The sequence below is a fragment of the Chloroflexota bacterium genome (assembly GCA_009840625.1).
Classification (GTDB): Bacteria; Chloroflexota; UBA11872; order UBA11872; family VXNJ01; genus VXNJ01.
Window position 1 is genome coordinate 52980 of record VXNJ01000009.1, and the last position, 22868, is coordinate 75847.

Here is a 22868-nt window from a genome sequence, read left to right on the forward strand (position 1 = left end):
TCCGCAGCGGGGCGAACCGGATCCGGGAGGCGACCTCCTACCCGGTCAGGAACCCGCTCAGCTGACCGCGATCCTCCATTTCCGCCCACGCATCCCTGAACGTCTTGTTCCACTCGTCGGACCCGGAGTGTTTGAGCATGTCCCAGTACACGTTCGGAAACGTGACGATGGCGTCGGCGCCGGCCGAGTAGGCCAGGTGGGCGTGGGCCGGGTCGCGGATGATGCCGCCCATGATGGCGGGAGGATTGGGGCGGCCGCTGAAGGCATCTGCGATCTGCTTTACCAATGCGAAGGCATCATTGCCGCCGGCGTGGGTCGGCCCCACGAACGGCGCGATCCAACTGGCGCCTGCCGCGGCCATAATCACGGCTTGGTTTAGCGAAAAGACGGTCGTGGCCATCGTGCGCACGCCGCGCGACCGAAGCGTCGCCAGGGCGCGCAATCCGACCGGCTTGGTGACTACCTTGACGATCACTTTCTCCGAGATTGAGCTGGCCACTTCGGCTGCATAGAGGAACTCGTCGTAGGTGTCGCCGTCCACCTCCACGACGAGCGAATTGGGCTCGAGTTCCAGGTAACGATCAAGGAGAGTTCGAAGGTCTTTGTATTTCTGGGCCATGTCGCGCAGGATCAGGTTGTTGGTCACCAGGCCGGCAATCCCGAGCGGCATCATGTCGCGCAGCTCTTCAGGGTCTCCCTGCAGCCAGACTTGGGGGCCGGTCGGTCGATCGATGCCAGTCATTGGATGCCTCCGTGTTGCGGGGGCCGAGCCAGCCACGCCGGCAAACGCCGGCAGCCCGCGTCCGATTCTGCAACGATCACATTCACCCAGCCCTGAGTCGGTGCGGCGATCGAATTAACGTATCGGGCGGGATTGGTCGGCACGCGTATGGCCTCCGGTCCACGGTAGAGTCTTCTTCCGGCTGGTCAGACCCTTGTTCCGGATTGCCGACGTTGCATCCGGCATCGAGCACCAAGTGCAACCCGATTCCGCGTCGCCAGATTTTTCGACTGTGGTTGTACCAGGTTCGACCCGCCCCCATCGGGTGGAGCAGCATTCGAAGCTCGGGGTGGGTTTCAACGAACGCGGCGCAGCTGGCGCCGGTCAGCCGCGACCGCGACTCGGCCTTTCTCGGGGGCGCCCAATCCACCAAGCGGCGGCGATCAGGAACACGGCCAGCAACGGGACTATGGCGACGGCCAGGGCGATCTGCGCGCCGTTCGAGGGGCCTGGCGACGGCGCCGAGTCTTGCCGGTCTGACTTGACAGCGCTCGAGGGAGCGGGGGTCGGTTCCTGTGCTTGGCCGGATTCAACGGCGGCAGGGGCCAGTGGCGTCTCGGCGAACCGGATTCGCCCGTCTCCGGAGGCGGCGTATCGGGCGTCCCCGGCCGAGACGTTGCCCAGATGTTCGAGATAGCCGAGCAGCGCTTCGAAGTCGCTGACTGGCAGTTGCACCTGCCCGGGGTACCCGGCCAGCATCTCGTACCCGTTGCCGCCACCCGCCACGAACGAATTCGTGACCACGGTCAACCGCGGCGCCTCCGCGATCACGGCGCCGGCGTTCACTATCGCATCGCCGTTGGCCAGGGTGAGTGAACGAACCCGTGAACCGGGTTCGCGCCCGGGGTCGTAGGTGACCGAGATCCCGGCCACGTGCAGGAAACCGCCGTTTGGTTCGGGGTGGCGCGACACTGAAAGCTCGAACGCGTCTTTTAGACTGGCGGCGCGCACGTCCGGGATCACAACGATCGAATTGCCGAACGGCAGCAGGTCGAGCAGGCCCACCAGGTAGATCGGGCCCGGCACGGAGCCGTCTACCGGCAGGAATTCGCCGCCGGTCTGGCGGATTCCGCCGCCGTTCTGCAAACCGATCACCGGGTTGGACCAGGCGCTGTCGGGAACCCCGTTTGCGGCCCCGTGGCGCTCGAAGCTGTCGACGAAGGCATCGACCACCAGGTTTGCGGTATTGGTTTCGCGGGAGCGAACCGCTTCCCGCGAATGCTCCAGCAACACCTCGGTCGACGCGACCTTGACCGCCGCCAATTCGCTCAGGCAATCGCGCAGCGGCAGCTCGACCGCTGCAACGAGACCGACGTCCTTGGCCACCGCGCCGTCATCTGAACCAGAATCCGCTGGCCTGACCGGACGCGGGTAGCTTTCTTCACCGACCACCCGCGACACCTCCCCCGCCGCGTCAAATTTCACGTCGAGGCGTCCCAGGTAACGGTAATTGCCGGTCGTGGTCACGACATACACGGTCCGGCCGTCGGCATCGAGCACCTCGAACGGGTAAGTCGCGTCGGCCTCGGCGCTCTCTCCCGGCAGGACCTGTAACGAGTCGGCCACTTCCGGGTTGGTCAGCAATTCGCCGCCCCCTCCGGCCACGGCAACGTCGACGCCGCGCAACTGCCCGACCAGCTCGACGTCATTGGCGATGCTCTGCAGGTGGCTGACGAAGATGATCCTGTTCACGCCGAGTGCCAGGAGCCGATCGACTTCGGCTTGCACGGCGCCGGCGGTCGAGGCGAGGTCGGGCGTGACGGCGACGTCGCGCGGGACCGAAACCTGGGGCAGCGAGGGCGTGGTCGCTCCGATCAACCCGAAGCGGGCACCGGTGGGCTGGTCGTCAACGACCATCGACCGTCCAATTACCGGTGCTTCCAGGTCGGCACCGGATATCAATCCGTCATCGTCGATGAGGTCTCCGAATCCGGGTTCGGCCGCAAAGTCGAGATTGGCGCTGAGAAAAGGATGCGGCCCGAGCGCGCGCACGAACCGCTCGAACAGGTCGGGGCCGGAATCGAACTCGTGGTTGCCGATGACGTGGGCGTCGTAGTCGATCGCCTGCTGGGCGATCGCGTCAAACAGCGGATTGCCCTCGCGTCTGCCGCACAGGAGATTCGCCCCGGCCAGGTAGGCGTCGCCGGCGTAGACGTTGATGACCGCATTGCCGGCGGATCGCGCCAGTGCCGTTTCGCGATCAACGACCGCCTTGTAGGCGGCTATGCTGCCGACCGCGACCGATTCACGCTCGCCTTCCGGGCCGAATACGTTTATTTGTTCCAAAAGCGCCGACTCGCCGTCGTTGTTGTGCAGCAGCGTGAGGGTCACCTCCGCCCCGGTGTCAGCCGCGGCGCTCGGGCCGGCGGGCACCCCTGCAGAGGGCGCGACCAGCCAAAGCGCGGCCAGCAAAAAGCCCGCCAACAGGTATTTGGACCCGCGCAGCGCGGGTTCGCTGAGGGTGGCCAGGTGACCGGTGGTGTGGCTTCCCCGCAGCCCCTGGCCGCCGGTGGTTCGACCCGCCGGGCTACCGATGAACACGATCAAGGCGCGACCCGCGTCAGCAGGGGAGACCCAACCGTGGGTTCAGTCCCCCGGTCCAAATTCCGAACAAACCGGTTAACCGGTCGTTTAAAGGCCGGCCTCGATAATGGCCCGGGCAAGGGTTGTGTGCCCCAACCGCGCGCTTTCGAACGGATCGTAGCCGGATCTGCGCTGGACCATCACCGAAACTTCCAGGGTCTGGAATCCGCGGTAGCCGGCCGCCTGCATTAGCCGCAGCTCTTCGGCATAGTCGTATTCGTCTTCGCCCGGGACCAGAAACTCGTGATCCGGCCAGCGACCGCGAACCCCCTTCAAGTGCGTGTGTAAGGTATCGCCCGCCAGCAAGTCGACTGACTCTTGCAGGTCGATGTCCTGGGCCAGGAAATGGGAATAGTCGAAATTGACTCCGAGGTTCTCCCGGCCCAATTGCTCAAGCACCCAGGCGGTCTGTTGGGGGGTGTGCAGGGCCGAGCCGACGTGCGGTTCAAGGGCGATGTCGACGCCCGCACTGCGGGCCGCTTCAAGGACCGGCCCGAGTCGATCCAGTGCCTGCTGGCGTTTCCCTTCCCAATCACCGACCGAACCACCGATGGTCGTGTTGATCGCGGGCGGACGACCGGGAACGAGCTCCCGCGCGAGTTCGATCGCGCCCAGCAGGCGCCGGTAACCGCTTTGCAGGGTCTCTTCGTCCACTTCCAGCAACGGTGAATGCGACGCGATCGCCGGCAGTTCCAAGCCAAGCTCGGTAATCAGCTCCCGCCAAGTGCGTACATCGACCGGCGTGATGTCCTCCATTCGGGTCGACCAGTTACCGAGAACGGTCAACTCGATTCCGGCGAACCCCAATTCGTGGGCAAACCGTGCGAAAGGTTCGAACCCGATCTGCGGCATCCCCCAATTGGAGACTCCCAGTTGCTGCATAGCGTGATCCGCGCCCTGGATCCGGCCGCTCAGGCGGCTGGGAACCGCAGGTCGCCGCGCCGCCCGGTCCGCGCCCGCAACAGCGCGCCGGTGCCGGTTGTCACATAGAGATCGGTCAGATCGGGCCCGCCGAAGGTGCAGTTGGTGGGCATGTCCCTGGGGACCGGGTGGGTCTCGAGGATCCGTCCGGTGCGCGCGAACACGTAAATCATCGGTCCCGGACCTTGACCGGCCGTACCGGCGGTAGCGACGATGTTGCCCTCGCTGTCCCAGCACATCCCGTCGATGGCCCGGTAAGGGAAGAAATTGTGCACGATCCGCATCCGGCCCAGCGATCCGTCGGCCAGGATCGGATAGGCGCGCAGTTCGCGCGGCTCGCCATCGTCCTTGCCGGCATTTGAGACGAACAGCTCACTCTGATCGGGCGAGACCAGGATCCCGTTGGGCCGGGTGGTATCGAACGTGACCCGCTCGATCGACCACCCGTCGCCTTCCTGCGGGTCGAGGCGGTAAACGGATTGGTGGTCGAGTTCCCGCGGCGGCGAAAGGTCGTCGTAACGGGGATCGGTAAACCAGATCCGGCCCTTGGCGTCGAATGCCATGTCGTTGGGACTGTTGAGCCGCCGGCCTTCGAATCCGTCGGTCAGCAGGTCGTATTCGCCGCCAGCCCGGAATCGGCAGATGGCGCCGCGGTTCTGGCTGCAGCCGTAGAGCTGGCCATCGTGATCGAAAAGCAGTCCGTTGGTGCGCGCGGTGTCCTCGTGCCAGGGTCGGGAGCGGCCGGTTCCAGGGTCAAAGACCATGATCCGGCTGTTGTTTATGTCGGCAAACAGCAGCTGCCGTCCGTCCCAGGCCGGTCCCTCGGCCAGGGTATAGCCCTCCTCGAGGACTTCAAATTCCCAACTCACTGCGCCCTCCGGTTGCGGTTACTTCGGGGTCGCCCGATTCGGGCGCTCAGGCGGATTTTTGCACGCGCGCGGGCGACTTCTTAAGGGTTTCGGGCACGAACAGGAGTATGAGCAAACCCCCAAACAGCCCAATCGCGCCCAGGATCATGGAGCCGTTCTCAAAACCCACGCTGTCGCCGAACTGACCGGGCAGGACGCTGCCGGATAGCTCGCCGACCTCCCCGATCGCGCGCCAGGCTCCGAGGAATTCGCTGATCCGGTCGGGCGGCGAAAGATCGACTCCCAGGGTCATCAACGCGCCGGACCCCAGGCCGTTGCCGATTCCCAGCACCGCCGACGCGATCAGCAGCAGCATCCAGGTGTCGGAAACCGCGACCAGGAACATCCCCAGGCCCATCACCGTAAATGAAGGGACCGAACAGAACTTGCGGCCCAGGCGGTCCATCATCCAGCCGGCGAGCGGGAAGAAGACCATGTCGAGCGCGCCGCCGACGGCGGTGATGTAGCCGATCGCAGACGCGTCAAGATCCAGCACGAAGGCGCCGAAAAAGGGAATGATCGCCAGCCGCGCGGCGCGCGTGAACTGCCCCAGAAAAGCTCCCGCCGACGCGATCGCGACCCGCGGCTGCAGATATACGCGGGCCACGTCGAGCCCCTGGAACACGTTTGTTCGGGGGGTCTCGGTGCGGCGCAGTTCCTCCTCGCCGCGCTGCCCGAACCAGGACGCCACTGCCGCCACCGCCTGGAACGCGGCCGCGACCGCGAAGAGCGCCCTAAGGTCCAGGAAGGCACCGAATAGTCCAACCAAGGCCGGCCCCAGGAAGAAGCGCGAAATCCGCATCGTCCCGCCCAGCACGGCGGTGGCGCGCCCGCGGTGTTCGACATCGACCGCCTCGCCCAGGAGGGTGACCCGGGAGAGGAAGACCATCGAAAGTCCGCAGCCAAAAACCAGCCGCAAAAGCAGCACCTGGGTGAATTCGTCGGCTACCACCAGCGGAAGCGTCGTGGCCAGCATCACCAGCGCCCCAACCGTCGTGACCACCCGGTTCGAGAAGCGCCCCAGCAAAACCCCGGCCGGCAGATTGAACAGTATGGTGCCGACCGAAACCACCGCCACCCCGACCGCGATCGCGGTGTAGCTGACCCCGAACTCGGCCAGCAGGAGCGGCAGGGTGGGTACCAGCATCCCGACGCCCACGAAGAAGAAAAAGGCGGGCAGGTAGAGCGGAACCAGCAGACGCCGGATGGCGGTGGCTATCGAAATTGGTTGATCAGTCCCGGCGCCGGTCAAGGGGTGCATGGCAACCACTTAGGTTAATTGGATTGGCGGCGCCCTAATCGAGACTCCCCAAATTCAATTAACATGATTTGGGCGTTTGAAGGGTGAACACCGTGCCGTCCTCCTCCAGATCTCCTGGCCGCGCACGGTGCCCGACTGAATGGGATAGAAATGGCAACATCCAGCACCGCAACGCGCTCGGTGAAGGTCGGTTCGCTGGCCGGGGCCGGTCGCGCCAAGCAACTGAACGTTGAAGTCCCCGATTACGGCCGCCGGCAACTGGAAGACACCGCGTTTCTGACTTCCATGCTGCTGGTGCTGCTCGGCAACTACTCGCAGACCGGACATTTCGGCGGACCGCTCGCCTACACGCCCTACAACGTGGCGGTCCACCTGGTCGGCCCGGAGCTGGGCGGGCTGGCCTACGACCTGCGGCATCCCAAGCACCCCAACGCCGACAACTTCATGCTCGCCGGCGGACACTGCATCCCCACCTGCTATGCGCTCTGGATCGTTCTCTGCGAAGCCCTCGAACGCCAGCGCGCGGCCACCGGCGACGAGCGATTCGAGACCGATCCGGGGCAGAACATGCTGTCCGTCGACGCGATCGGCTTCCGGCGCGGAGCCGGAGCCCTGGCCACCATCCTGGAAGAAAACGGCCTGACCGATCACCCCCTGTTCGCCCAGGCCAAGGGGCGCGGCATCCGCGCCCTGGCCGGCCACGCCGAGACCACCGACATGACCAACGACGTCAACGGCGGCCCCTCCGGAATCGGGTTTTCGACTTCGGCCGGCAAGGCCATGTTCTGGGATTTCGCCGGCTCCCCGGCCGAGCGCAAGACGATCGTTTTCGAAGGCGAAATGGCCCTGACCGAGGGTCACGCCCAGGAAATCAAGACGATCGCCCTGGCCCAGAAAGTGGGCAAGCGGCTGCGGGTGATGAATTCCTTCAACAACGCCGGAATCGACGATTCGCTGCTGGACGGCGTTATCGACGCCAAGTACACCGATTACAGCCTGCCCCAGCAGTGGGCCTCCTACGGCTGGAACGTCCTCACCCTCGAAAACGGCAATGAGCTGGACCAGGTCGTTGCGGCGCTCAAGGCCATGGAGGACTGGGACATCTCGGACCGGCGGCCGATGATCACCATCGGGCGCACCCTAAAAGGATGGTGGCCGGGCGCGGTAGACGGCCGGATCAACGGTCACGACCAGATCGTCGACGCCGCCTCGCACCCTTACACCCTGGCCATGAACAGCCCCTACTTCCTGGCCCTGGCCAGCTCATTCGAGCAGCGCTACGGGGTCGAATTTGCCGGAATACACGATGGCGTGCCGGGCTCCGAGCGCGACCGCCTGATCGAATTCAAGACCAACGTCGACACCGTGCTCTCGGTCCTGGACGGCGGTCTCGGCGCGTGGTTGGCCGAGCGTCTGGTCGCAATCGGCGGGGCATTGCCCGACGAGATGCCCGCCCGCATCAATCTCGACAAGGACCCGTTCCAAGACGAGCGTCTGGCGCCGGAGAACCTGCCCCGCGATGAAATCACCGTCAGTTCCGCAGGAGTCGAGTCCCAGATCCGCCTGTTCCGCAACGCCGGCGAGAAGGCCGGCACGCGCCGCGCGATCTCCGAGCTGGGCAAGTGGCTCAACTATGTGACCGACAACCGGTTCATCACGATCGCAGCCGACCTCTCCGACTCGATAAACGTCGAAAACGCCCACTTCACCCACGAATACGACGCCGAGACCAACCCCGGCGGGACTCGCCTGCGGGCGGGGATCGAGGAAGCCGGCAACGCCGGCACGATCGCCGGCCTGGTGTCCCAGTCGCTGTCGGCGGACCCGGACCGTCACGCCGGGGTCTGGGGCCTGACCGGCACCTACGGCGCGTTCACACCGCTCATGTACACGCCGGTGCGGGTCTTCTCCCAGCAGAACCAGGACTCGCCGTTCGCCAACGGCGTGCTCACCGTGCTGGCCGGTCACTCGGGGCCGGAGACCGCCGCCGACGCCCGTACCCACTTCGGGATTTTTGCGCCGCAGGTGTGGACCATGTTCCCGCGCGGACAGATCATCAATCTCTACTTCTGGGACTACAACGACGTGGCTCCCGGATACTTTGCCGCCGTGCACCACGCCGCGCGCCAGAAGGAAGCCGGGGTGATCGTAATACACGTCGCCCGCCCCGATTTCCTGGTCGCCGACCGGGCCGGATTCGCTGACACCGACGTGCTGGCGGCCGGCCGCGGCGCCTACGTGATCCGTGATTTCGATCCGGCCGCCCCGCCCCAGGGGACCGTCTACGTCCAGGGGTCCTCGTCGACCAACAACCTTGTCTCGGTCATACCGCAGCTTGAGGACGAAGGGATCAACGTCCGGATCGTGGCGGTCATCTCCGAGGACCTGCTCCGCCTGCAGGACCCCGAATACCAGCAGCGGATCCTGTCCGACGCCGACCGCTTCGACTGCACTTTCGTGACCACCATGACCAAGCGCGTTCCGCCCCTCTCCAACCTCGGTCCATTCGCCGAACAGTACGCGCTCAGCTCCGACTTCGATGACCGCTGGCGCACCGGCGGAACCGAGGCCGACGTGATCGCCGAGTCGCGTCTGGATCCCGAATCGATTCTTGAGGGGATTCGCAGATTTGCGGCCGCGCGCGAGGAGCGCATCTCGCTGGCGCGCAACGCGCTAAGTCAGCTCTGATTCCAAAGGGCCGAAGCCGGCCATGCTAGCCCTGGTCGACTACGGCTCCGGAAACATCCGCAGCGTCGAGCGGGCGCTGGGCTTTGTCGGCGCCGAATTCACCCTGACCGAGGATCCCGCCGTGGTCGCCGGAGCCGCCGGGGTCGTGCTGCCCGGGGTGGGGGCCGCCCTGGATACGATGGACGGCCTGCGCGCGCGGGGCCTGGATGCCGCGGTTCGCGATTACCTGTCCGGCGGCCGCCCGTTCCTGGGTGTATGTATGGGGCTACAGGCCCTGCTGGAGCACTCCGAGGAGAATGACGGCACTCCCTGCCTGGGCCTGTTTCCGGGCCGGGTGCGGCGTTTTCCGCCCGGACTGCACGTGCCCCACATGGGCTGGAACCAGGTGCGGCGGCGAAACCCATGCGCTCTCCTCGACGGGGTTCCCGACGGCACCAACTTCTACTTCGTCCATTCCTACTACGCCGACGCCGCCGAGGCCGATTACTGCGCGGCCACCACCGAGTACGGTCTGGAGTTCATGAGCGTGCTGGGCCGGGACCTGGTCTTCGCCACCCAGTTCCACCCCGAGAAAAGCGGCGCGAACGGACTTATGCTGTATCGAAATTTCGCCCGCATCTGCGGACAGCGATAAGGCGCTTCCGGGGTCAGCGGTGATCATCTATCCGGCCGTCGACATCCGCGGCGGACGCGCCGTGCGCCTGCACCAGGGCGACTTTGCGCGTGAGGTCGTCTTCTACGACTCACCCGCCGAAGCGGCCCGCAACTGGATCGACCAGGGCGCCGAATGGCTGCATGTCGTGGACCTGGACGGGGCCCGCAGCGGGACCCCGACCAACCGCGCCGCGGTAGCCGCGATCGCCGAGCTGCCGGCGCAGCTCCAGCTCGGCGGGGGATTGCGCCGAATCGAGGCGGTCGAATCGGCGATCGCGGGAGGCGCCGATCGGGTGGTGCTGGGCACCGCGGCGGTCGAGGACCCGGCGCTTTTTCAGGCCGCCTGCCGGCAGTTCCCGGGTCAGATCGCAGTTGGGATCGACGCCCGCGACGGGGTTGCGGCCACCCGCGGCTGGGCGCGCGACGCCGGCACCGACGCAGTGGACCTGGCCCGCGCCTGCGAGCGCCAGGGGGCGGCGGCGATCATCTATACGGACATTGACCGCGATGGCATGCTCGGCGGGATAAACACCGATCGGCTTGCCCAGGTGTGCGGCGCGGTCGAGATCCCGGTGATCGCCAGTGGCGGGGTCGCGGCCCTGTCGGACGTGACCGCCGCGTCCGCAGCCGGCGCGGCCGGGCTGATCATCGGCCGGGCGCTCTACGACGGACGCGTGGACCTGCGCGCGGCGCTGACGAAAGCGGCCGGAGCGGCCGAGTGCTGACCCGGCGGATCATCCCCTGCCTGGACGTTAAGAACGGCCGCAACGTGCGTGGGGTGCGTTTCTCGGCCGACCGCGACGCCGGCGACCCGGTTGAACTGGCGTCATATTACGACCAGACCGGAGCCGACGAACTCGTTTTCTACGACATTTCGGCGTCCGCCGAGGGTCGCGACATAACCCTCGGAATGATGCGGGCAGTGGCCGAGCAGGTTTTCATCCCGCTGACCGCCGGCGGGGGCGTGCGCAGCACCGCTGACATGTATGAACTGCTCCGCGCCGGTGCCGACAAGGTTTCCGTCAACACCGCCGCGGTCGAACGTGAAAGGCTGGTCAGCGAGGGTGCCGACAGGTTCGGCAGCCAGTGCATCGTGCTTTCCATCGATTCACGGCGCAAAGCCGGCGGCGGGTGGGAAGTCTGGACGCACGGCGGCCGCACCAACACCGGCATCGACACCCTCGAGTGGGCCGAGCGCGGGGTGGAACTGGGGGCCGGCGAAATCGTCCTCAACAGCATCGACGCCGACGGTACCCGCGACGGGTACGACAACGAGCAACTGGCCGAACTGACCCGGCGGGTACCGGTCCCGGTGGTGGCGTCCGGCGGCGCGGGAACCCTCGAGCACCTACACGAGGCACTGGCCACTGGCGGCGCTCACGCCGTGCTGGCCGCTTCGATCTTTCACTACAAAGTGTTTACGATTGCCCAGGCCAAGGAATACCTCGCCGAACGCGGCAATCCGATGCGAATTGATCATGCACCAGCCAACTGAATCACTGGACCCGGACCTGCTGCGCTGGGATGACGCCGGCCTGCTGCCGGCGGTAATCCAAGACGAGGCCACCCGAGAGGTCCGGATGGTGGGGTACATGAACCGCGAGTCGCTGGACCGGACCCTGGAATCGGGCCAGGTCTGGTTCTTCTCGCGCAGCCGCCAGGAGCTCTGGCGCAAGGGCGCCACGTCGGGCAACACGCTCGCGCTCCGCTCCATTTACGTCAACTGCGAGGAAAATTGCCTGTTGCTGCTGGTCGATCCCACCGGGCCGACCTGCCACACCGGCAACCAGAGTTGCTTTTACCGCCCCCTGCGAAAGGTCCCATCTTGAGCGAGCGTCCGGGCGTGGAGATCATCGACCAGGTGATCGCGGTTATCGCGCAGCGCCAGAAGGAAATGCCGCCCGATTCCTACGTCGCGGAGTGCCTGCGGCGCGGCTGGCCCTACATCGCCCGCAAGCTTATCGAGGAGGCTACCGAGGCCAGCATCGCGGCCCGCGAGGAATCCGACGAAAGGCTCGCCAGCGAGATCTCGGACCTGATCTTCTTCGCATTGGTCGCGCTTGCCCACCGCGGAGTCGATGCCGAAAAAGTCTGGGCCGAATTGAGTCTGCGGCGGAGGTAGCGACGGGCCGGCGAACCCGCCTGCAGCCAGTCCGGGGCCCAATTCACTCGCCGGAAATTGGAATTTGGTCGCCGGGCAACCGGGCCAACACTTCAATTGCGCGCCCGGTGCGCGGCGGGCGGGAGCCCGCGTCGGCGAGGATCTACAGCGGCTTGCGGGCCAGAAAGCAGTAAAGCGGCGTAAATATCCCGGTTTTGCCGCCCGCGACGTAGGCGTTGGCGGTGCGGTCCAGCAGCGCGATGACTTCCGCGGATCCCTTGGGAAACATCCCCAGCGATTCGGCCAGCCGGGACGCCCCGATCATCACCTTGCGGCCCAGCGGAATCCTGCGCAGGGCGTTGTCCAGCGTGCTGCCCGGCGATTCCATGGGCCGGTACCACGGCGTGGCCGGACTGTTCTCGTCGACGGCCCGATCCGACGCTTCAATGATCTCGAAGCCAGCCTTTTCGAGCGCCCGGTCCACTTCGCCCATCGTCGCGATTTCATTGAGCGCGATGCCGTGCATCAGGTCCTTCTTGAGGGCCCGGTGCCGATCGTCGCCGGGATCAAACACGTCCGTCAGGCACATCTCCTGTCCCCAGAAGAGGGCGCCGGGCTTGAGCACCCGGTAGATCTCGGCGAACGCGCCCGCCTTGTCTGGGGCGTGGCACGTCGATTCGATCGCGTATCCCCGGTCGAATGCGCCGTCCGCAATGGAGTCCATGTCCATGAAGCTGCATGAGAGCAAGTCGATCATGTGGCCGAGTCCGGCTTCGGCGTTCAGCGATTCGGCCGTCTCCAGCTGGATTTCGCTTTTGTTGATCCCGACCGCCCTGACGCCGGTCTCCCGGACCACGCGGCGCATCGGGCCGCCGATCCCGCAACCGACGTCGATCACCGACATGCCTTCGCGCAATTCGAGCTTGGCCATCATCAGCCGCTGGTGCCGGATCTGGGACTCCTCCAGGCTCTCCTTCGGCGAAAGCGGCGCGAAGTGGAGGGATTCGCCCCAGCCGAACACCATGAGCTCGCTGCAAAGGTCGTAATACTCCTGGACGGTACCGGCATGGTCGTAGCCCGTCGGGCCGGAAGACTCTGCGTTCGCCCGTTCCATCCACTCGTCGAACCGCTTGACGCGACCGTGGACGTCCGACCCGCGGTACGCGGTCTTCAACCCGTGGGATAGTTTGCGAAGCTGCACGATCCTCTAACCTGCGGCGTTGCCTACGCCTGATCGCGGTGCCAGGGCGCACCCTAAGAGGCTACTCACGATGGTTTAGCGCGCGCCCGGTCGGCATCCGGTCTGGCCGCCCTGGCGACCCGAATTCGTCCGGTCAGGGCCGTTGTCATCTGACCTGGTGCCGGGCGTCCCCGCGACCGTCAATCAATCCCCGCGAGGATTGCCTCCAGCGCGTCCTTGGCCGCTGCAAACCCCGACGGTGTGGTGTTGCCGAAGTGCATTTCGGCCACGTCCAGGTGCGGCTCAAGGGCAAGATCCATCGCGCGATGGTGTCCGCCCAGATCGGCCAGGATCTGCGGCCAGTTGCACTGCCCCTGACCGGGCAGGACCATGTCGTCATCCTTCCCGCGGTCCTTCACGTGCACGGCGGCAATGTGGTCGCAAAGCTGCCTTACGGCGGCCGGCGGGTCGACCCCGACCGCCGCGAAATTGGCCGGGTCGCAGACGAAGCCGAGGTTTTCGGCACCGACTAGATCGAGCGCCGCAAGGATCTGCTCGGGAGTTTCGCCGAACACATCGCGTTCGTTTTCCAGCAGCAGCGTGACCCCGGGCGCATCGCGCAAGGCCTGTTCGCACAGGCGGGAAAGATTGCCGACACACTCGGGATGATCGCCGGCCGAGCGCGCTTGGAATCCGAATATCCGCACTGTCGGGCAGTCGAATTCCATCGCCGCCGCCAGTCCGTTGGCCAACTGTTTCTGCTGGATCGAAAAGTCTCCGTCGACCGGGGCTTTGCCCACCGGAGTGGCCACGCACCGGCAGGAGATGTCCGCGCTGCGCAGCTGGCGACCCAATCGCCGCCTTTCGGTGGATGTCGATTCGGAGATGGAGCAGCGCTTGCCGGCGCGTTCAAAGTGACGGAATTCGATGCGTTCAATGCCGAGACCGGCCAAGAAGATCAGCTGTTCGCCCAGGGCGGTGTACGCCTCGTCGGCGAACCCCGACAGCCGCCAGTCGGTCACCTTTCCAGGACGGTCGTGAACGCAGCCTGCGGGATCTCCACCTGCCCCACCATCTTCATCCGCTTCTTCCCCTCGGCCTGCTTCTTCAGCAGCTTGCGCTTGCGGGTAACGTCCCCGCCATAACACTTGGCCAGGACGTCCTTGCGCAGGGCCGGAATGGTCTCGCGCGCGATGACCTTGCCGCCGACCGAGGCCTGCAGCGCCACCTGAAACAGCTGGCGGGGAATCACCTTGCGCAGCCGGGAGAGGATTTCCAGCGCATCGCGGCGGGCCCGTTGGCGGTGCAGGATCGAGGAGAGGGCGTCGACCCGTACACCGTTCACCAGGATGTCGACCACCTGGACTTCGACCGGCCTGAAATCGACGACGTGGTAGTCCAGCGAGGCGTAGCCGCGGGTGGAGGATTTGAGCCGGTCGTAGAAGTCGACCAGGATTTCCGAGAGCGGGGCCTGGGCGGTCATCAGTACTCGCCCGGCATCAATGGTCTCGACTTTGTCCACGCTGCCCCGCGCCAGCCGTACCAGCTCCATCAGCGGACCCAGGTAGCTGCCCGGCGTCACGATCGAGAGTTCAACCCAGGGCTCGGTGACCTCGGCGATCCGGTTGCTCTCGGGCATTGCCCCGGGCCCGTCCACCAGCACCCGGCGGCCGCTGCGGGTAAGAACCCTGAACTGCACCCCGGGGTTGGTCACGATCAGGGTCAGGTCGTTGTCGCGCTCCAGCCGTTCGCGGACGATGTTCAGGTGCAGGAGACCCAGGAATCCAACCCGGAATCCGAACCCCAGAGCCCCCGATTCCTCGGGTTCGAAGGTCAGCGATGAATCATTCAGGCGCAGCAGGTCCAGCGCCCGCCGCAGCGCCGGATAGTCGCCGGGATCCTGGGGATAGATTCCCGCGAACACCATCGGCCGGGGCGGAGCGTAGCCGGGCAGCGGCTGCGAATCGGGGGCGCCGGCGGCGAGCAGGGTGTCCCCGACGACGAATTCGAATCCGCCCTTCAGGCCGGTGGCCACGTAGCCCACCTGGCCCGAATTGAGCGATTCGGCCGCTTGCATCTGCGGGGCGAATGTTCCGACCTCCACTATCTCGAATCGGTTGCCGGAACCGGGCAGGTGGATGCGATCGCCGGCCGCCAACCGGCCGTCGACGACTCGCACGTGGGTCAGGACTCCGCGGTGCCGGTCGTAATTTGAGTCGAATACCAGTGCGCGCGGGGGAGATTCGGCGATCCCGTCGGGGGGTGGGACCCTGGCTATCACCTGTCCGAGCAGTTCGCGCACCCCGGTGCCGTGCTTGGCCGAAACCGCAAGGATGTCGTCCGGCTCTACTCCCATCAATTCCACGATCGCCTCGCGGGCCGCCTGTGGTTGGGCCGCCGGCATGTCGATCTTGTTGATGACCGGGATGATCTCCAACCCCAGCTCCAGCGCCTGGTAGAGGTTGGCGATGGTCTGGGCTTCGATGCCCTGGGAGGCATCCACCAGCAGCAGCGCGCCTTCGCAGGCCGCCATTGCGCGCGAGACCTCGTAGGCGAAGTCGACGTGTCCGGGCGTGTCGATCAGATTCAGCTGGAACTGTTCCCGACCGGTCGTCCAGTGCATGGTCACCGGGGTGGCCTTGATCGTGATCCCGTGTTCGCGTTCAAGATCCAGCGAGTCCAGCAGCTGCTCGCGCATCTGGCGCTGATCGACCTGGCCGGTCAGTTCCAGCATGCGGTCGGCCAGGGTCGACTTGCCGTGGTCGATGTGGGCGATGATGCAGAAATTGCGGATTCTGGCGGGCGCAATCATGCGCAGGCGACGCCCTTGGGGGTAGGTTGGCCAGCGATTCTAGGTGCGCCTAACCCGCGGGCGCGACCGGTCCCAACCGCGACCGCAGCATTTGCAGCAGGGTCCGCGGCTGCTCCAATCCCATCGCCAGGGTGGCGCCGAGATAGGCGCCCACGGCCAGTCCCAAGACCAGCAGCATGCCGGCGGCATAGATCGGCGGAGTGGGCCCGACCGAGCCCAGCAATTCGCTCCCCAGCCAGGCGAGCGCGGCCGCCAGCAGGCTGGCGCCGAACACGCGCAGCGTGCCCGTCCCCAACGAGATGTCAAGACCCAGCCGCCGCAGCCACAGATACAGGACCACAACCTCGACCAGGATTCCGATCGAGACTCCCAGGGCGATTCCGGCTACTGCGAACGGTCCCGAGAGCGCCCAGGAGACAAGCATGTGCAGCAGCAGGCTGGCGGAAATGATCAGCACCGGCCGGCGTGTGTCCTGGCGGGAGTAGTAGACCCGGGTGAGGATTTCAGCCGCGGCATGGCCGACCAGACCTACCGCCAGGGCGGCCAGCACGACCGCAGTCGCCGCGCTGGCGGCAGCATCGAATGCGCCCCGTTCGAACAACACCCTGACCAGGGGTTCGCCGGTGACGATCATCACCAGGCCCGCCGGCAGGGTCGCAAAAATCACATAGGAAAGCGAATCGGAAGTCGCCCGAGCCAGTCCCTCCCGGTCTCCGCGGGCGCTCAGGTCCGAGAACTCCGGCAGGACCGCCTCGGCGTAGGGAATCGCCAGGATTCCAAGCGGAAAGAGCAGCAGCATCCAGGCGTTGGCAAACGCCGCCACGCCCGACGGCCCCTGCAGCGAGGCCAGGTAGTTGATGAAAAAAAAGCTCAACTGGATCACTGCGAATCCGCCAAGGCGCGGGAGCATCAGCTCGACCACCCGCCGGCCCGGGCCGCGCACCGCCAGCGCCGGTCGCCAGCCGAGTCCGGCGCGGCGCAGCCCTGGAACCTGGATCAAAAGATGCAGCAGCGCGCCGGCGATTGTGCCCCAGGCCAGGCCGATGATGCCCAACGGTTCGACCAGCAGCAGGGCGCCGGCGATCACCCCGGCGTTGTAGAGCAGGGGGCCGACAGCGGGCAGTAGGAAGTCGCGCTCGGCGTGCAGGGCGCCCTTGAAGACCGCCGAGATTCCCAGCAGCAGCGGGGAGAGCATCAAGTAGCGGGTGGCCTCGGTGGCCAGGTCGCGGGTTGCCGGATCGAATCCCGGGACCATGACCGACATCAGCGCCGGGGCGAACAGCGCCGCCAGGAGCGAGCCGCCGATCATCACCATCCCCAGCAGGTTGAGTACACCGGAGAAAAGGCGGCGCCGGTCCGCGGCGCGATCCTCGCCGCGCAGCCCGGCAAAAACCGGGATAAATGCCGAGATGAGCGCCCCGCCGGCAAACAGCGTGAACAGCGTGTCGGGGATCCGAAACGCCGCAAACCAGGCGTCAGCCTCCGGCCCCAGTCCGATTTGCCCATTGATGACCGCCTGGCGGACGAACCCCAGCAGGCGCGAAAGCAGGAACATTGCGCTCAGCAACAGGGCTGCCCGCGCTACGTGCCGGCCCCGTTCCGAAGGGGCGCCGGCGGACTCTATTCGGCGCGCTCCACGGTGATCGTGTCACCCGCCTGGCTGGAGTCAAGGTCGGGCGTAGGGACGATTCGCAACCGTCCCAGCGGGATCACCTTGCTGGCGGCCCGGATCTCCTCCGGGCTGCGGCTGGCCGGGGTCGGCCCCCAGAAAACGCACAGCGCCGAACCCGGCGGCCAGTAAGCCAGCTCGCCCACGAACACCACCTCCCGGTCTTCAGCGGTGGGTTCGAGCTGCAATGGAATTGCAGCGTACACCTCCTGCCCCCATCGGTTTACCGTGCCGGACTGCGGCAGGGACTCCCAGAAGTCCTCTGCAGCATCCGATCGGTAGAGTTCTGCGTTCAAGGTCAGATCGCCAACCTTCACCCTGACCAATTTGCCCGGTTCGATCATTGCCTCTCCCTCACGAGCCAGCAGCGGCGAACCGCGTGCCGCCCTGGCCACCAACCAGGGCGTTTTCGATAGACCCGGCGCGGGCGCCGTCGACGATGTGGACCGACCCGACGTGGTCAAGCAATTCCAACGCCGACTGCAGCTTCGGAATCATCCCGCCGTCGACCGCCCCCGATCGCTGCAATTCCGCGGCAATCTGAGGAGTAACCAGTTTCACGGTGCGGCCTTCGCGGTCCAACACGCCGGGCACGTTGGACACAAATACCAGCGCCCCGGCTCCGAGCGCGCGCGCAACCGCGCCGGCAATTGAGTCGGCGTTGACGTTGTAGACCTGCCCGCGGGCGTCCAGCCCCAGCGGCGCCACCACCGGAGTGATCCGGGCCGCGAGCAGGGCGTCAATCAATCCGGTTTCAACCGCTTCAACCTGGCCCACCCGGCCCAACCGTCCGCTGGGTTCGGGGGAGACCCTTACCGAGCCGCCATCGATTCCGGAAATCCCGGCCGCCGCTACTCCGGTCCGGGACAGGGCGCGAACGATCTCCTTGCCGACCGTGCCGCAGAAAACCTTGATCGCCGCTTCCAGCACCTGTTCGTCGGTGTAACGCAGGCCGTCGACAAACCGAGTCCGGACGCCGGACCGATCCAACTCGGCGCTCAGCGCGCGGCCGCCGCCGTGCACGATAACGACCGGGTGGTGGTTGCGCAAACGCTTTATCTGGCCGCAAAGATCGGGCAGGTCCAGTTCGTCGCCGCCGCCGACCTTGATTACCAACGGCGCGGGCCGGGCAGCCGGCTTGTTCACTTAAGTCGTGTACTCGGAATTGAAGGCAACGTACTCGGCGCTCAGGTCGCAACCGACCGCCCGCGCCCCGAAGACGCCGGAGTGCAGATCTAGGGTTATGGTCGAGCGCGGCCGGGCCAGCACCGCCGACGCCTGCTCGGGATCGAAATCGATCGGCAGGCCCTTGCGCATCGTCTGGACTTCTCCCAGGTGGAGATCCATCCGCTCGGGGTCGAACTCGGCACCGGAATATCCGGCCGCGCAAAGGATGCGGCCGAAATTGGGATCGGCCCCGCGCACGGCCGTTTTCACCAGCATCGAAGTTGTGATCGTGCGCGCGATCAAGCGCGCCTGCTCCTGCGAGGAAGCACCGTTCACCTGAACAACGAACACCTGGTTGACGCCCTCTCCGCCGGCCACGATGGATTCGGCCATCTCCCAGGCCAGGTCCCGGAACGCGGAGCGGAATTTCGGCCAATCGGGGTGACCGGGAGCCAGTTCGATTCCGCTCGCCCCGGAAGAGAGCACCAGCAGCGAATCGTTGGTCGAGGAGTCGCCGTCGATGCTGACGGCATTGAAAGTCTCTTCGGCGATTTCGGTGGTCAGCTGCTGCAGCACGTCGCGGCCAATTGCCGCGTCCGTGGTCATGTAGGCCAGCATCGTGGCCATGTTTGGGTGGATCATGCCCGCGCCCTTGCACATCGCCCCGATCGTCACCTGCCCGCCGCCCACGGCGAGGGTATGCTGGCCCAACTTGGGGCCGGCGTCGGTGGTCATGATTGCCCCGGCCGCGGCCCGGCCGCCTTCGCGACCGACTGAAATGGCAGCCACGCCGGTGGCCAGTTTTTCCATCGGCAATTGCACGCCGATGATGCCGGTGGAGCAGACCAGGACCTGGTCGGGTGGAATCTGGAATCGCTCGCCGGTCAGGCGGGCCAGTTCCATGGTGTTGTCGAATCCGGGTTGACCGGTCGCAGCATTTGCGATCCCGGAATTCGTCACGATCGCGCGCGCCTGCCCGCGGCCGACGATCGCCCGGTTGTAGCGAACACTGGGGGCGGCGAAGCGGTTCCGGGTGAAAACCCCCGCCACCGTGGCGGGACCTTCGGTCGCCAGGAGCACGGCCAGGTCGGGTTCCCCGGACGGCTTTATTCCGCAGGTGTGACCGCCGGCGATAAAGCCGAGCGGCGCGCATACTCCTTTGGACATTTGGATCCCTTTTCGCATGATTTCGAGAAGAATTCGGTCCGCCGGCCGGGGCCGTGGTCTCGACCAACCGACGCGGGGGTTGCCCGATTCCCGGCCCGACTCTGGCGATCTCCGGCCAAGGATCGGCAGAACCCCGCTGAGTCAGTTAATTTTGCCCCTGCGAAAAGCCCCTGCCGTCTGCAATTTCGGATTTGGCGCGAAGCTGCGGACAACCCCTTGTCAGGGCTCTTAACCGAGGTTTCCGACCTTGCCCTAACATTTGCCGCCAAAGTCGCGGCAATCGGGCTCGCGTCGCGTACTTGGCGGCGAGACTGCCGCCGGCCGGCGATTGCAGATCGTTTTGGGCGCGAGGCGGCACCGGCTGATAGTCCGGACCGGCCGGCGCATTTCAATCCAATTACCCGAGCCCTGCGCATCCTATGGCCGCCCACGACACCGCGCGGGGACAAAGATTTCCCGACCCGTAGATCTTCGCCGGGGGCGGCTTTGGACCGCCCGACCGAGGCCGGCGTTAGGGGTAAGCCGGCGCCACTTCAAGGCCGCACCGTTCGTCGAAACCGGCCATCAGGTTGGCGTTCTGCAATGCTTGGCCGGCCGCGCCCTTCACGAGGTTGTCGACCACTCCGAACATCATCAGCCTCCGTCCGTCGGGGCTGGGGCGGGCATGCACGGCGCAGTAGTTTGAGCCGGCAACCCATTTGCTGCGAGGAGGCTGATCCAACGCCAGCGTGAACGGCGCGTCGGCGTAGAAATCGCGGTAGAGGTCGTCTATTTCTGCCGGTTTCGCCGGTCGGGTTAGGCGGGCATAACCGGTTGAGAGGATGCCCCGGATCATGGGCGTCAGGTGAGGGATGAACGTGACCGCCACTTCTCGCGCCGCGATCAGCTCCAGTTCCTGGATCATCTCCGCTGCGTGCCGGTGCCCGTCGACGCCATAAGGGTGGATGCTCTCGGTCACTTCCGAATAGTGGCTGTCGAGCTTTAGCGACCGTCCGGCGCCGGATATTCCGGACTTGGCATCAAAGACGATGTCCGGCTCGATCAACCCCGCGGCGAGCGCGGGCGCCGCCGACAGGATGGCCGCGGTGGGATAGCAACCGGGATTGCCGACCGCCCGCGCCGCAGCAATCTCTTCGCGGTGCAGCTCGGGTAGTCCATAGACCGCATCGCCCAGCAGGTCCGGCCGGGGATGCGGGTGGCCGTAATAGGTTTGATAGTCGTCTGCCGAAGTCAGCCGCAGGTCGGCGCTCACGTCGATCGCCCGCACCCCGGCCTGCATGAATGGCGCCAGGACTTCCGCTGAAGCCATATGTGGCAGGCATGAGAAAACCACCTCGGTGTCCAGCCCGACTTCCTCAGTCGCGACCAGCCGAATCTCCGCAGCCCTCCCGCCGTCGAAGGTCCGAGCGTGCGGGAAAACGTCACCGAACGATCGGCCGGCGTGACTGCGGGCGGTAAGTTCATGGATCTTGAACGCCGGGTGTGTGCTCAGCAGCCGCACCAGTTCGAGACCAAAGTAGCTGGTCGCATTGATGATCGTTGCCCGCATACGGAGTTTGGGCCTGTCAATTGGTACTGAGCCGGACGATCGATTGCCGATCGCAATCAAGAGTCTATTGCCCAAATGGCCCTTTCGCGCCCGGTCGCGATCGCTTCAGCCGCCACATCCGGTCGGGTTTCGGCCCGGTCCATTGGCCCCGCCGGTAAGCGGGCAATTTTTCCCCACTAAAATCCTTCTCGGCTCTCAGGGCCGATCCACGCCCCATTCCCAGCACCCCGGGCTCTTTTCGACATGGACTGGCAAGCGCTCGCCGACAAGTACTACGCGCAGTGTTTCGTGCGCCCCCCAATGACCCTGGTCCGCGGTGAGGGTACCCGCGTTTGGGACACCGAGGGTCGCGAATACCTCGACTTTGTCGCCGGGATTGCGGTATGCTGCCTCGGCCATGCCAATTCAGATATCGCCGACGCAGTCGCCGACCAGGCCCGCCAGCTGGTAACGGTTTCCAATCTCTACTACAGCGTGCCGCAGATTGAACTGGCTCAACTTCTGCTCGACGAATCGCCCTTCGATCGCGTTTTCTTCACCAACAGCGGAGCCGAGTCGACCGAAACCGCGGTCAAGGCGGCGCGCAAATTCGGCCGCGATCAACGCGACGGCGCTTTCGAGGTAATCACCGCCGCCCGCGGCTTTCACGGGCGGACCCTGGCGATGACGGCGGCGACCGGTACGCCTGCCTACCAGGTCCCCTTCGCGCCCATGCCGGCGGGCTTCAAACAGGTCGATTTCAATGACCTTGACGCCATCGCAGCGGCGGTGGGCGACGATACATGCGCAATCATGGTCGAACCGATCCAGGCCGAGGGCGGCGTCTGGCCGGCGCAGGACGGGTACCTGGCCGGGTTGCGCGAAATCTGCGACCGCAACGGCCTGCTGCTCATCTTCGACGAGGTGCAGACCGGGATCGGGCGCCTGGGCTACGTCTACGGATTCGAGCACTGGGGCGTTGAACCGGACCTTATCTGCCTGGCCAAAGGCCTCGGAGGCGGATTCCCGCTGGGAGCGGTGCTCTTTAAGGAGCACGCCCAGACCCTGCGGCCCGGCGATCATGGGAACACCTTCGGCGGTTCACCGGCGATGTGCGCCGCCGGACGGGTCGTGATGCAGGCAATCCGCTATACCGGGCTGCTCGAGCACGTCCGCGAGCGGGGCGACCAGCTTGTGGCCGGGCTGAACGCCATGCGGCCCAGCGGCAAGGTCGTCGACGTCCGCGGCGTCGGGTTGTTGCAGGGATTCGAACTCGAATCCCCCGAGCTGGCCGACCACGTCGTCGCCAATGCGCGCGATAACGGACTGATCGTTGTAAAAGTGGCCGCGGCCGCGATCCGGATGGTTCCGCCGCTCACGGTCACCGACGACGAAATCGACAACGCCCTGTCGATCATCGCCGAGTCCATCGGCGCCTGACCGCCAAC

General features: G+C 65.8%; 20 protein-coding genes. 7 read left to right on the forward strand and 13 right to left on the reverse strand.

Annotated elements, in window-relative coordinates; genetic code table 11:
• Window positions 1-37: 37 nt before the first annotated feature.
• From F4X41_05965 to F4X41_05985, 5 genes are all read right to left on the reverse strand, one after another.
• Window positions 38-742 (reverse strand): hypothetical protein, encoded by a 705-nt coding sequence (locus tag F4X41_05965; protein ID MYB16565.1) that lies wholly within the window; start codon window positions 740-742, stop codon window positions 38-40.
• A 363-nt stretch (window positions 743-1105) separates the two neighbouring features.
• Entirely contained in the window at window positions 1106-3328 is a 2223-nt protein-coding gene (locus tag F4X41_05970; protein ID MYB16566.1) for a hypothetical protein, read from the reverse strand.
• Between the two features lie 84 nt (window positions 3329-3412).
• Window positions 3413-4246, reverse strand: a complete 834-nt coding sequence (locus F4X41_05975; protein ID MYB16567.1) for a sugar phosphate isomerase/epimerase — start codon at window positions 4244-4246, stop codon at window positions 3413-3415.
• Window positions 4247-4275: 29 nt separating this feature from the next.
• Window positions 4276-5154, reverse strand: a complete 879-nt coding sequence (locus F4X41_05980; GenBank protein MYB16568.1) for an SMP-30/gluconolactonase/LRE family protein — start codon at window positions 5152-5154, stop codon at window positions 4276-4278.
• A gap of 46 nt (window positions 5155-5200) precedes the next feature.
• Window positions 5201-6454 (reverse strand): MFS transporter, encoded by a 1254-nt coding sequence (locus F4X41_05985; protein MYB16569.1) that lies wholly within the window; start codon window positions 6452-6454, stop codon window positions 5201-5203.
• Between the two features lie 150 nt (window positions 6455-6604).
• On the opposite strand from F4X41_05985, the gene F4X41_05990 reads away from it, so the two are divergent.
• The 6 genes from F4X41_05990 to hisE are packed head-to-tail and all read left to right on the forward strand — an operon-like array spanning window position 6605 to window position 11918.
• Entirely contained in the window at window positions 6605-9142 is a 2538-nt protein-coding gene (locus F4X41_05990) for a hypothetical protein (protein ID MYB16570.1), read from the forward strand.
• Between the two features lie 22 nt (window positions 9143-9164).
• A complete protein-coding gene (gene hisH, locus F4X41_05995; protein MYB16571.1) occupies window positions 9165-9776 on the forward strand; it encodes an imidazole glycerol phosphate synthase subunit HisH in 612 nt (203 codons plus the stop codon).
• 19 nt (window positions 9777-9795) lie between these two features.
• Window positions 9796-10521 carry a 1-(5-phosphoribosyl)-5-[(5-phosphoribosylamino)methylideneamino]imidazole-4-carboxamide isomerase gene (gene hisA / locus F4X41_06000; protein MYB16572.1) on the forward strand — a complete coding sequence of 242 codons (726 nt, stop codon included), beginning with the start codon at window positions 9796-9798 and terminating at the stop codon, window positions 10519-10521.
• Window positions 10515-11291, forward strand: a complete 777-nt coding sequence (gene hisF / locus F4X41_06005) for an imidazole glycerol phosphate synthase subunit HisF (GenBank protein ID MYB16573.1) — start codon at window positions 10515-10517, stop codon at window positions 11289-11291. The genes hisA and hisF overlap by 7 nt, the downstream gene beginning before the upstream one ends.
• Window positions 11275-11625 (forward strand): phosphoribosyl-AMP cyclohydrolase, encoded by a 351-nt coding sequence (gene hisI / locus F4X41_06010; protein ID MYB16574.1) that lies wholly within the window; start codon window positions 11275-11277, stop codon window positions 11623-11625. Before hisF ends, hisI begins: the two co-directional genes overlap by 17 nt.
• On the forward strand, window positions 11622-11918 hold the full coding sequence (gene hisE, locus F4X41_06015; protein ID MYB16575.1) for a phosphoribosyl-ATP diphosphatase: 297 nt from the start codon (window positions 11622-11624) through the stop codon (window positions 11916-11918). The genes hisI and hisE overlap by 4 nt, the downstream gene beginning before the upstream one ends.
• Before the next feature lie 142 nt (window positions 11919-12060).
• Here hisE and F4X41_06020 read toward each other — a convergent pair whose 3' ends face one another.
• The 8 genes from F4X41_06020 to F4X41_06055 form a co-directional block, all read right to left on the reverse strand.
• On the reverse strand, window positions 12061-13071 hold the full coding sequence (locus F4X41_06020; protein ID MYB16576.1) for a methyltransferase domain-containing protein: 1011 nt from the start codon (window positions 13069-13071) through the stop codon (window positions 12061-12063).
• 206 nt (window positions 13072-13277) lie between these two features.
• Complete coding sequence (locus F4X41_06025) at window positions 13278-14099, reverse strand: sugar phosphate isomerase/epimerase (protein ID MYB16577.1); 822 nt, start codon at window positions 14097-14099, stop codon at window positions 13278-13280.
• Window positions 14096-15889: an elongation factor 4 gene (gene lepA / locus F4X41_06030; GenBank protein MYB16578.1), complete on the reverse strand. Its 1794-nt coding sequence runs from the start codon at window positions 15887-15889 to the stop codon at window positions 14096-14098. The genes F4X41_06025 and lepA overlap by 4 nt, the downstream gene beginning before the upstream one ends.
• A gap of 49 nt (window positions 15890-15938) precedes the next feature.
• The gene (gene murJ / locus F4X41_06035) at window positions 15939-17456 is read right to left on the reverse strand and encodes a murein biosynthesis integral membrane protein MurJ (protein MYB16579.1); all 1518 of its coding nucleotides are present in this window, start codon (window positions 17454-17456) and stop codon (window positions 15939-15941) included.
• 53 nt (window positions 17457-17509) lie between these two features.
• Window positions 17510-17902, reverse strand: a complete 393-nt coding sequence (locus tag F4X41_06040; GenBank protein MYB16580.1) for a hypothetical protein — start codon at window positions 17900-17902, stop codon at window positions 17510-17512.
• 10 nt (window positions 17903-17912) lie between these two features.
• A complete protein-coding gene (gene argB, locus F4X41_06045; GenBank protein MYB16581.1) occupies window positions 17913-18704 on the reverse strand; it encodes an acetylglutamate kinase in 792 nt (263 codons plus the stop codon).
• A complete protein-coding gene (argJ, locus tag F4X41_06050; protein MYB16582.1) occupies window positions 18705-19910 on the reverse strand; it encodes a bifunctional glutamate N-acetyltransferase/amino-acid acetyltransferase ArgJ in 1206 nt (401 codons plus the stop codon). It abuts the gene before it with no gap.
• A gap of 493 nt (window positions 19911-20403) precedes the next feature.
• Complete coding sequence (locus F4X41_06055) at window positions 20404-21441, reverse strand: N-acetyl-gamma-glutamyl-phosphate reductase (protein MYB16583.1); 1038 nt, start codon at window positions 21439-21441, stop codon at window positions 20404-20406.
• A gap of 243 nt (window positions 21442-21684) precedes the next feature.
• Between F4X41_06055 and F4X41_06060 the strand changes: the two genes are divergently transcribed.
• Entirely contained in the window at window positions 21685-22860 is a 1176-nt protein-coding gene (locus F4X41_06060; GenBank protein ID MYB16584.1) for an aspartate aminotransferase family protein, read from the forward strand.
• Window positions 22861-22868 lie beyond the last annotated feature (8 nt).

Excerpts from the sequence above, each read along its gene's own strand:
- F4X41_05965 (MYB16565.1), bottom strand. The coding sequence starts at position 742 with ATGACTGGCATCGATCGACCGACCGGCCCCCAAGTCTGGCTGCAGGGA.
- F4X41_05975 (MYB16567.1), bottom strand. The coding sequence starts at position 4,246 with ATGCAGCAACTGGGAGTCTCCAATTGGGGGATGCCGCAGATCGGGTTC.
- F4X41_05985 (MYB16569.1), bottom strand. The coding sequence starts at position 6,454 with ATGCACCCCTTGACCGGCGCCGGGACTGATCAACCAATTTCGATAGCC.
- F4X41_05990 (MYB16570.1), top strand. The coding sequence starts at position 6,605 with ATGGCAACATCCAGCACCGCAACGCGCTCGGTGAAGGTCGGTTCGCTG.
- hisH (MYB16571.1), top strand. The coding sequence starts at position 9,165 with ATGCTAGCCCTGGTCGACTACGGCTCCGGAAACATCCGCAGCGTCGAG.
- hisI (MYB16574.1), top strand. The coding sequence starts at position 11,275 with ATGCACCAGCCAACTGAATCACTGGACCCGGACCTGCTGCGCTGGGAT.
- lepA (MYB16578.1), bottom strand. The coding sequence starts at position 15,889 with ATGATTGCGCCCGCCAGAATCCGCAATTTCTGCATCATCGCCCACATC.
- F4X41_06040 (MYB16580.1), bottom strand. The coding sequence starts at position 17,902 with ATGATCGAACCGGGCAAATTGGTCAGGGTGAAGGTTGGCGATCTGACC.
- argJ (MYB16582.1), bottom strand. The coding sequence starts at position 19,910 with ATGCGAAAAGGGATCCAAATGTCCAAAGGAGTATGCGCGCCGCTCGGC.
- F4X41_06055 (MYB16583.1), bottom strand. The coding sequence starts at position 21,441 with ATGCGGGCAACGATCATCAATGCGACCAGCTACTTTGGTCTCGAACTG.
- F4X41_06060 (MYB16584.1), top strand. The coding sequence starts at position 21,685 with ATGGACTGGCAAGCGCTCGCCGACAAGTACTACGCGCAGTGTTTCGTG.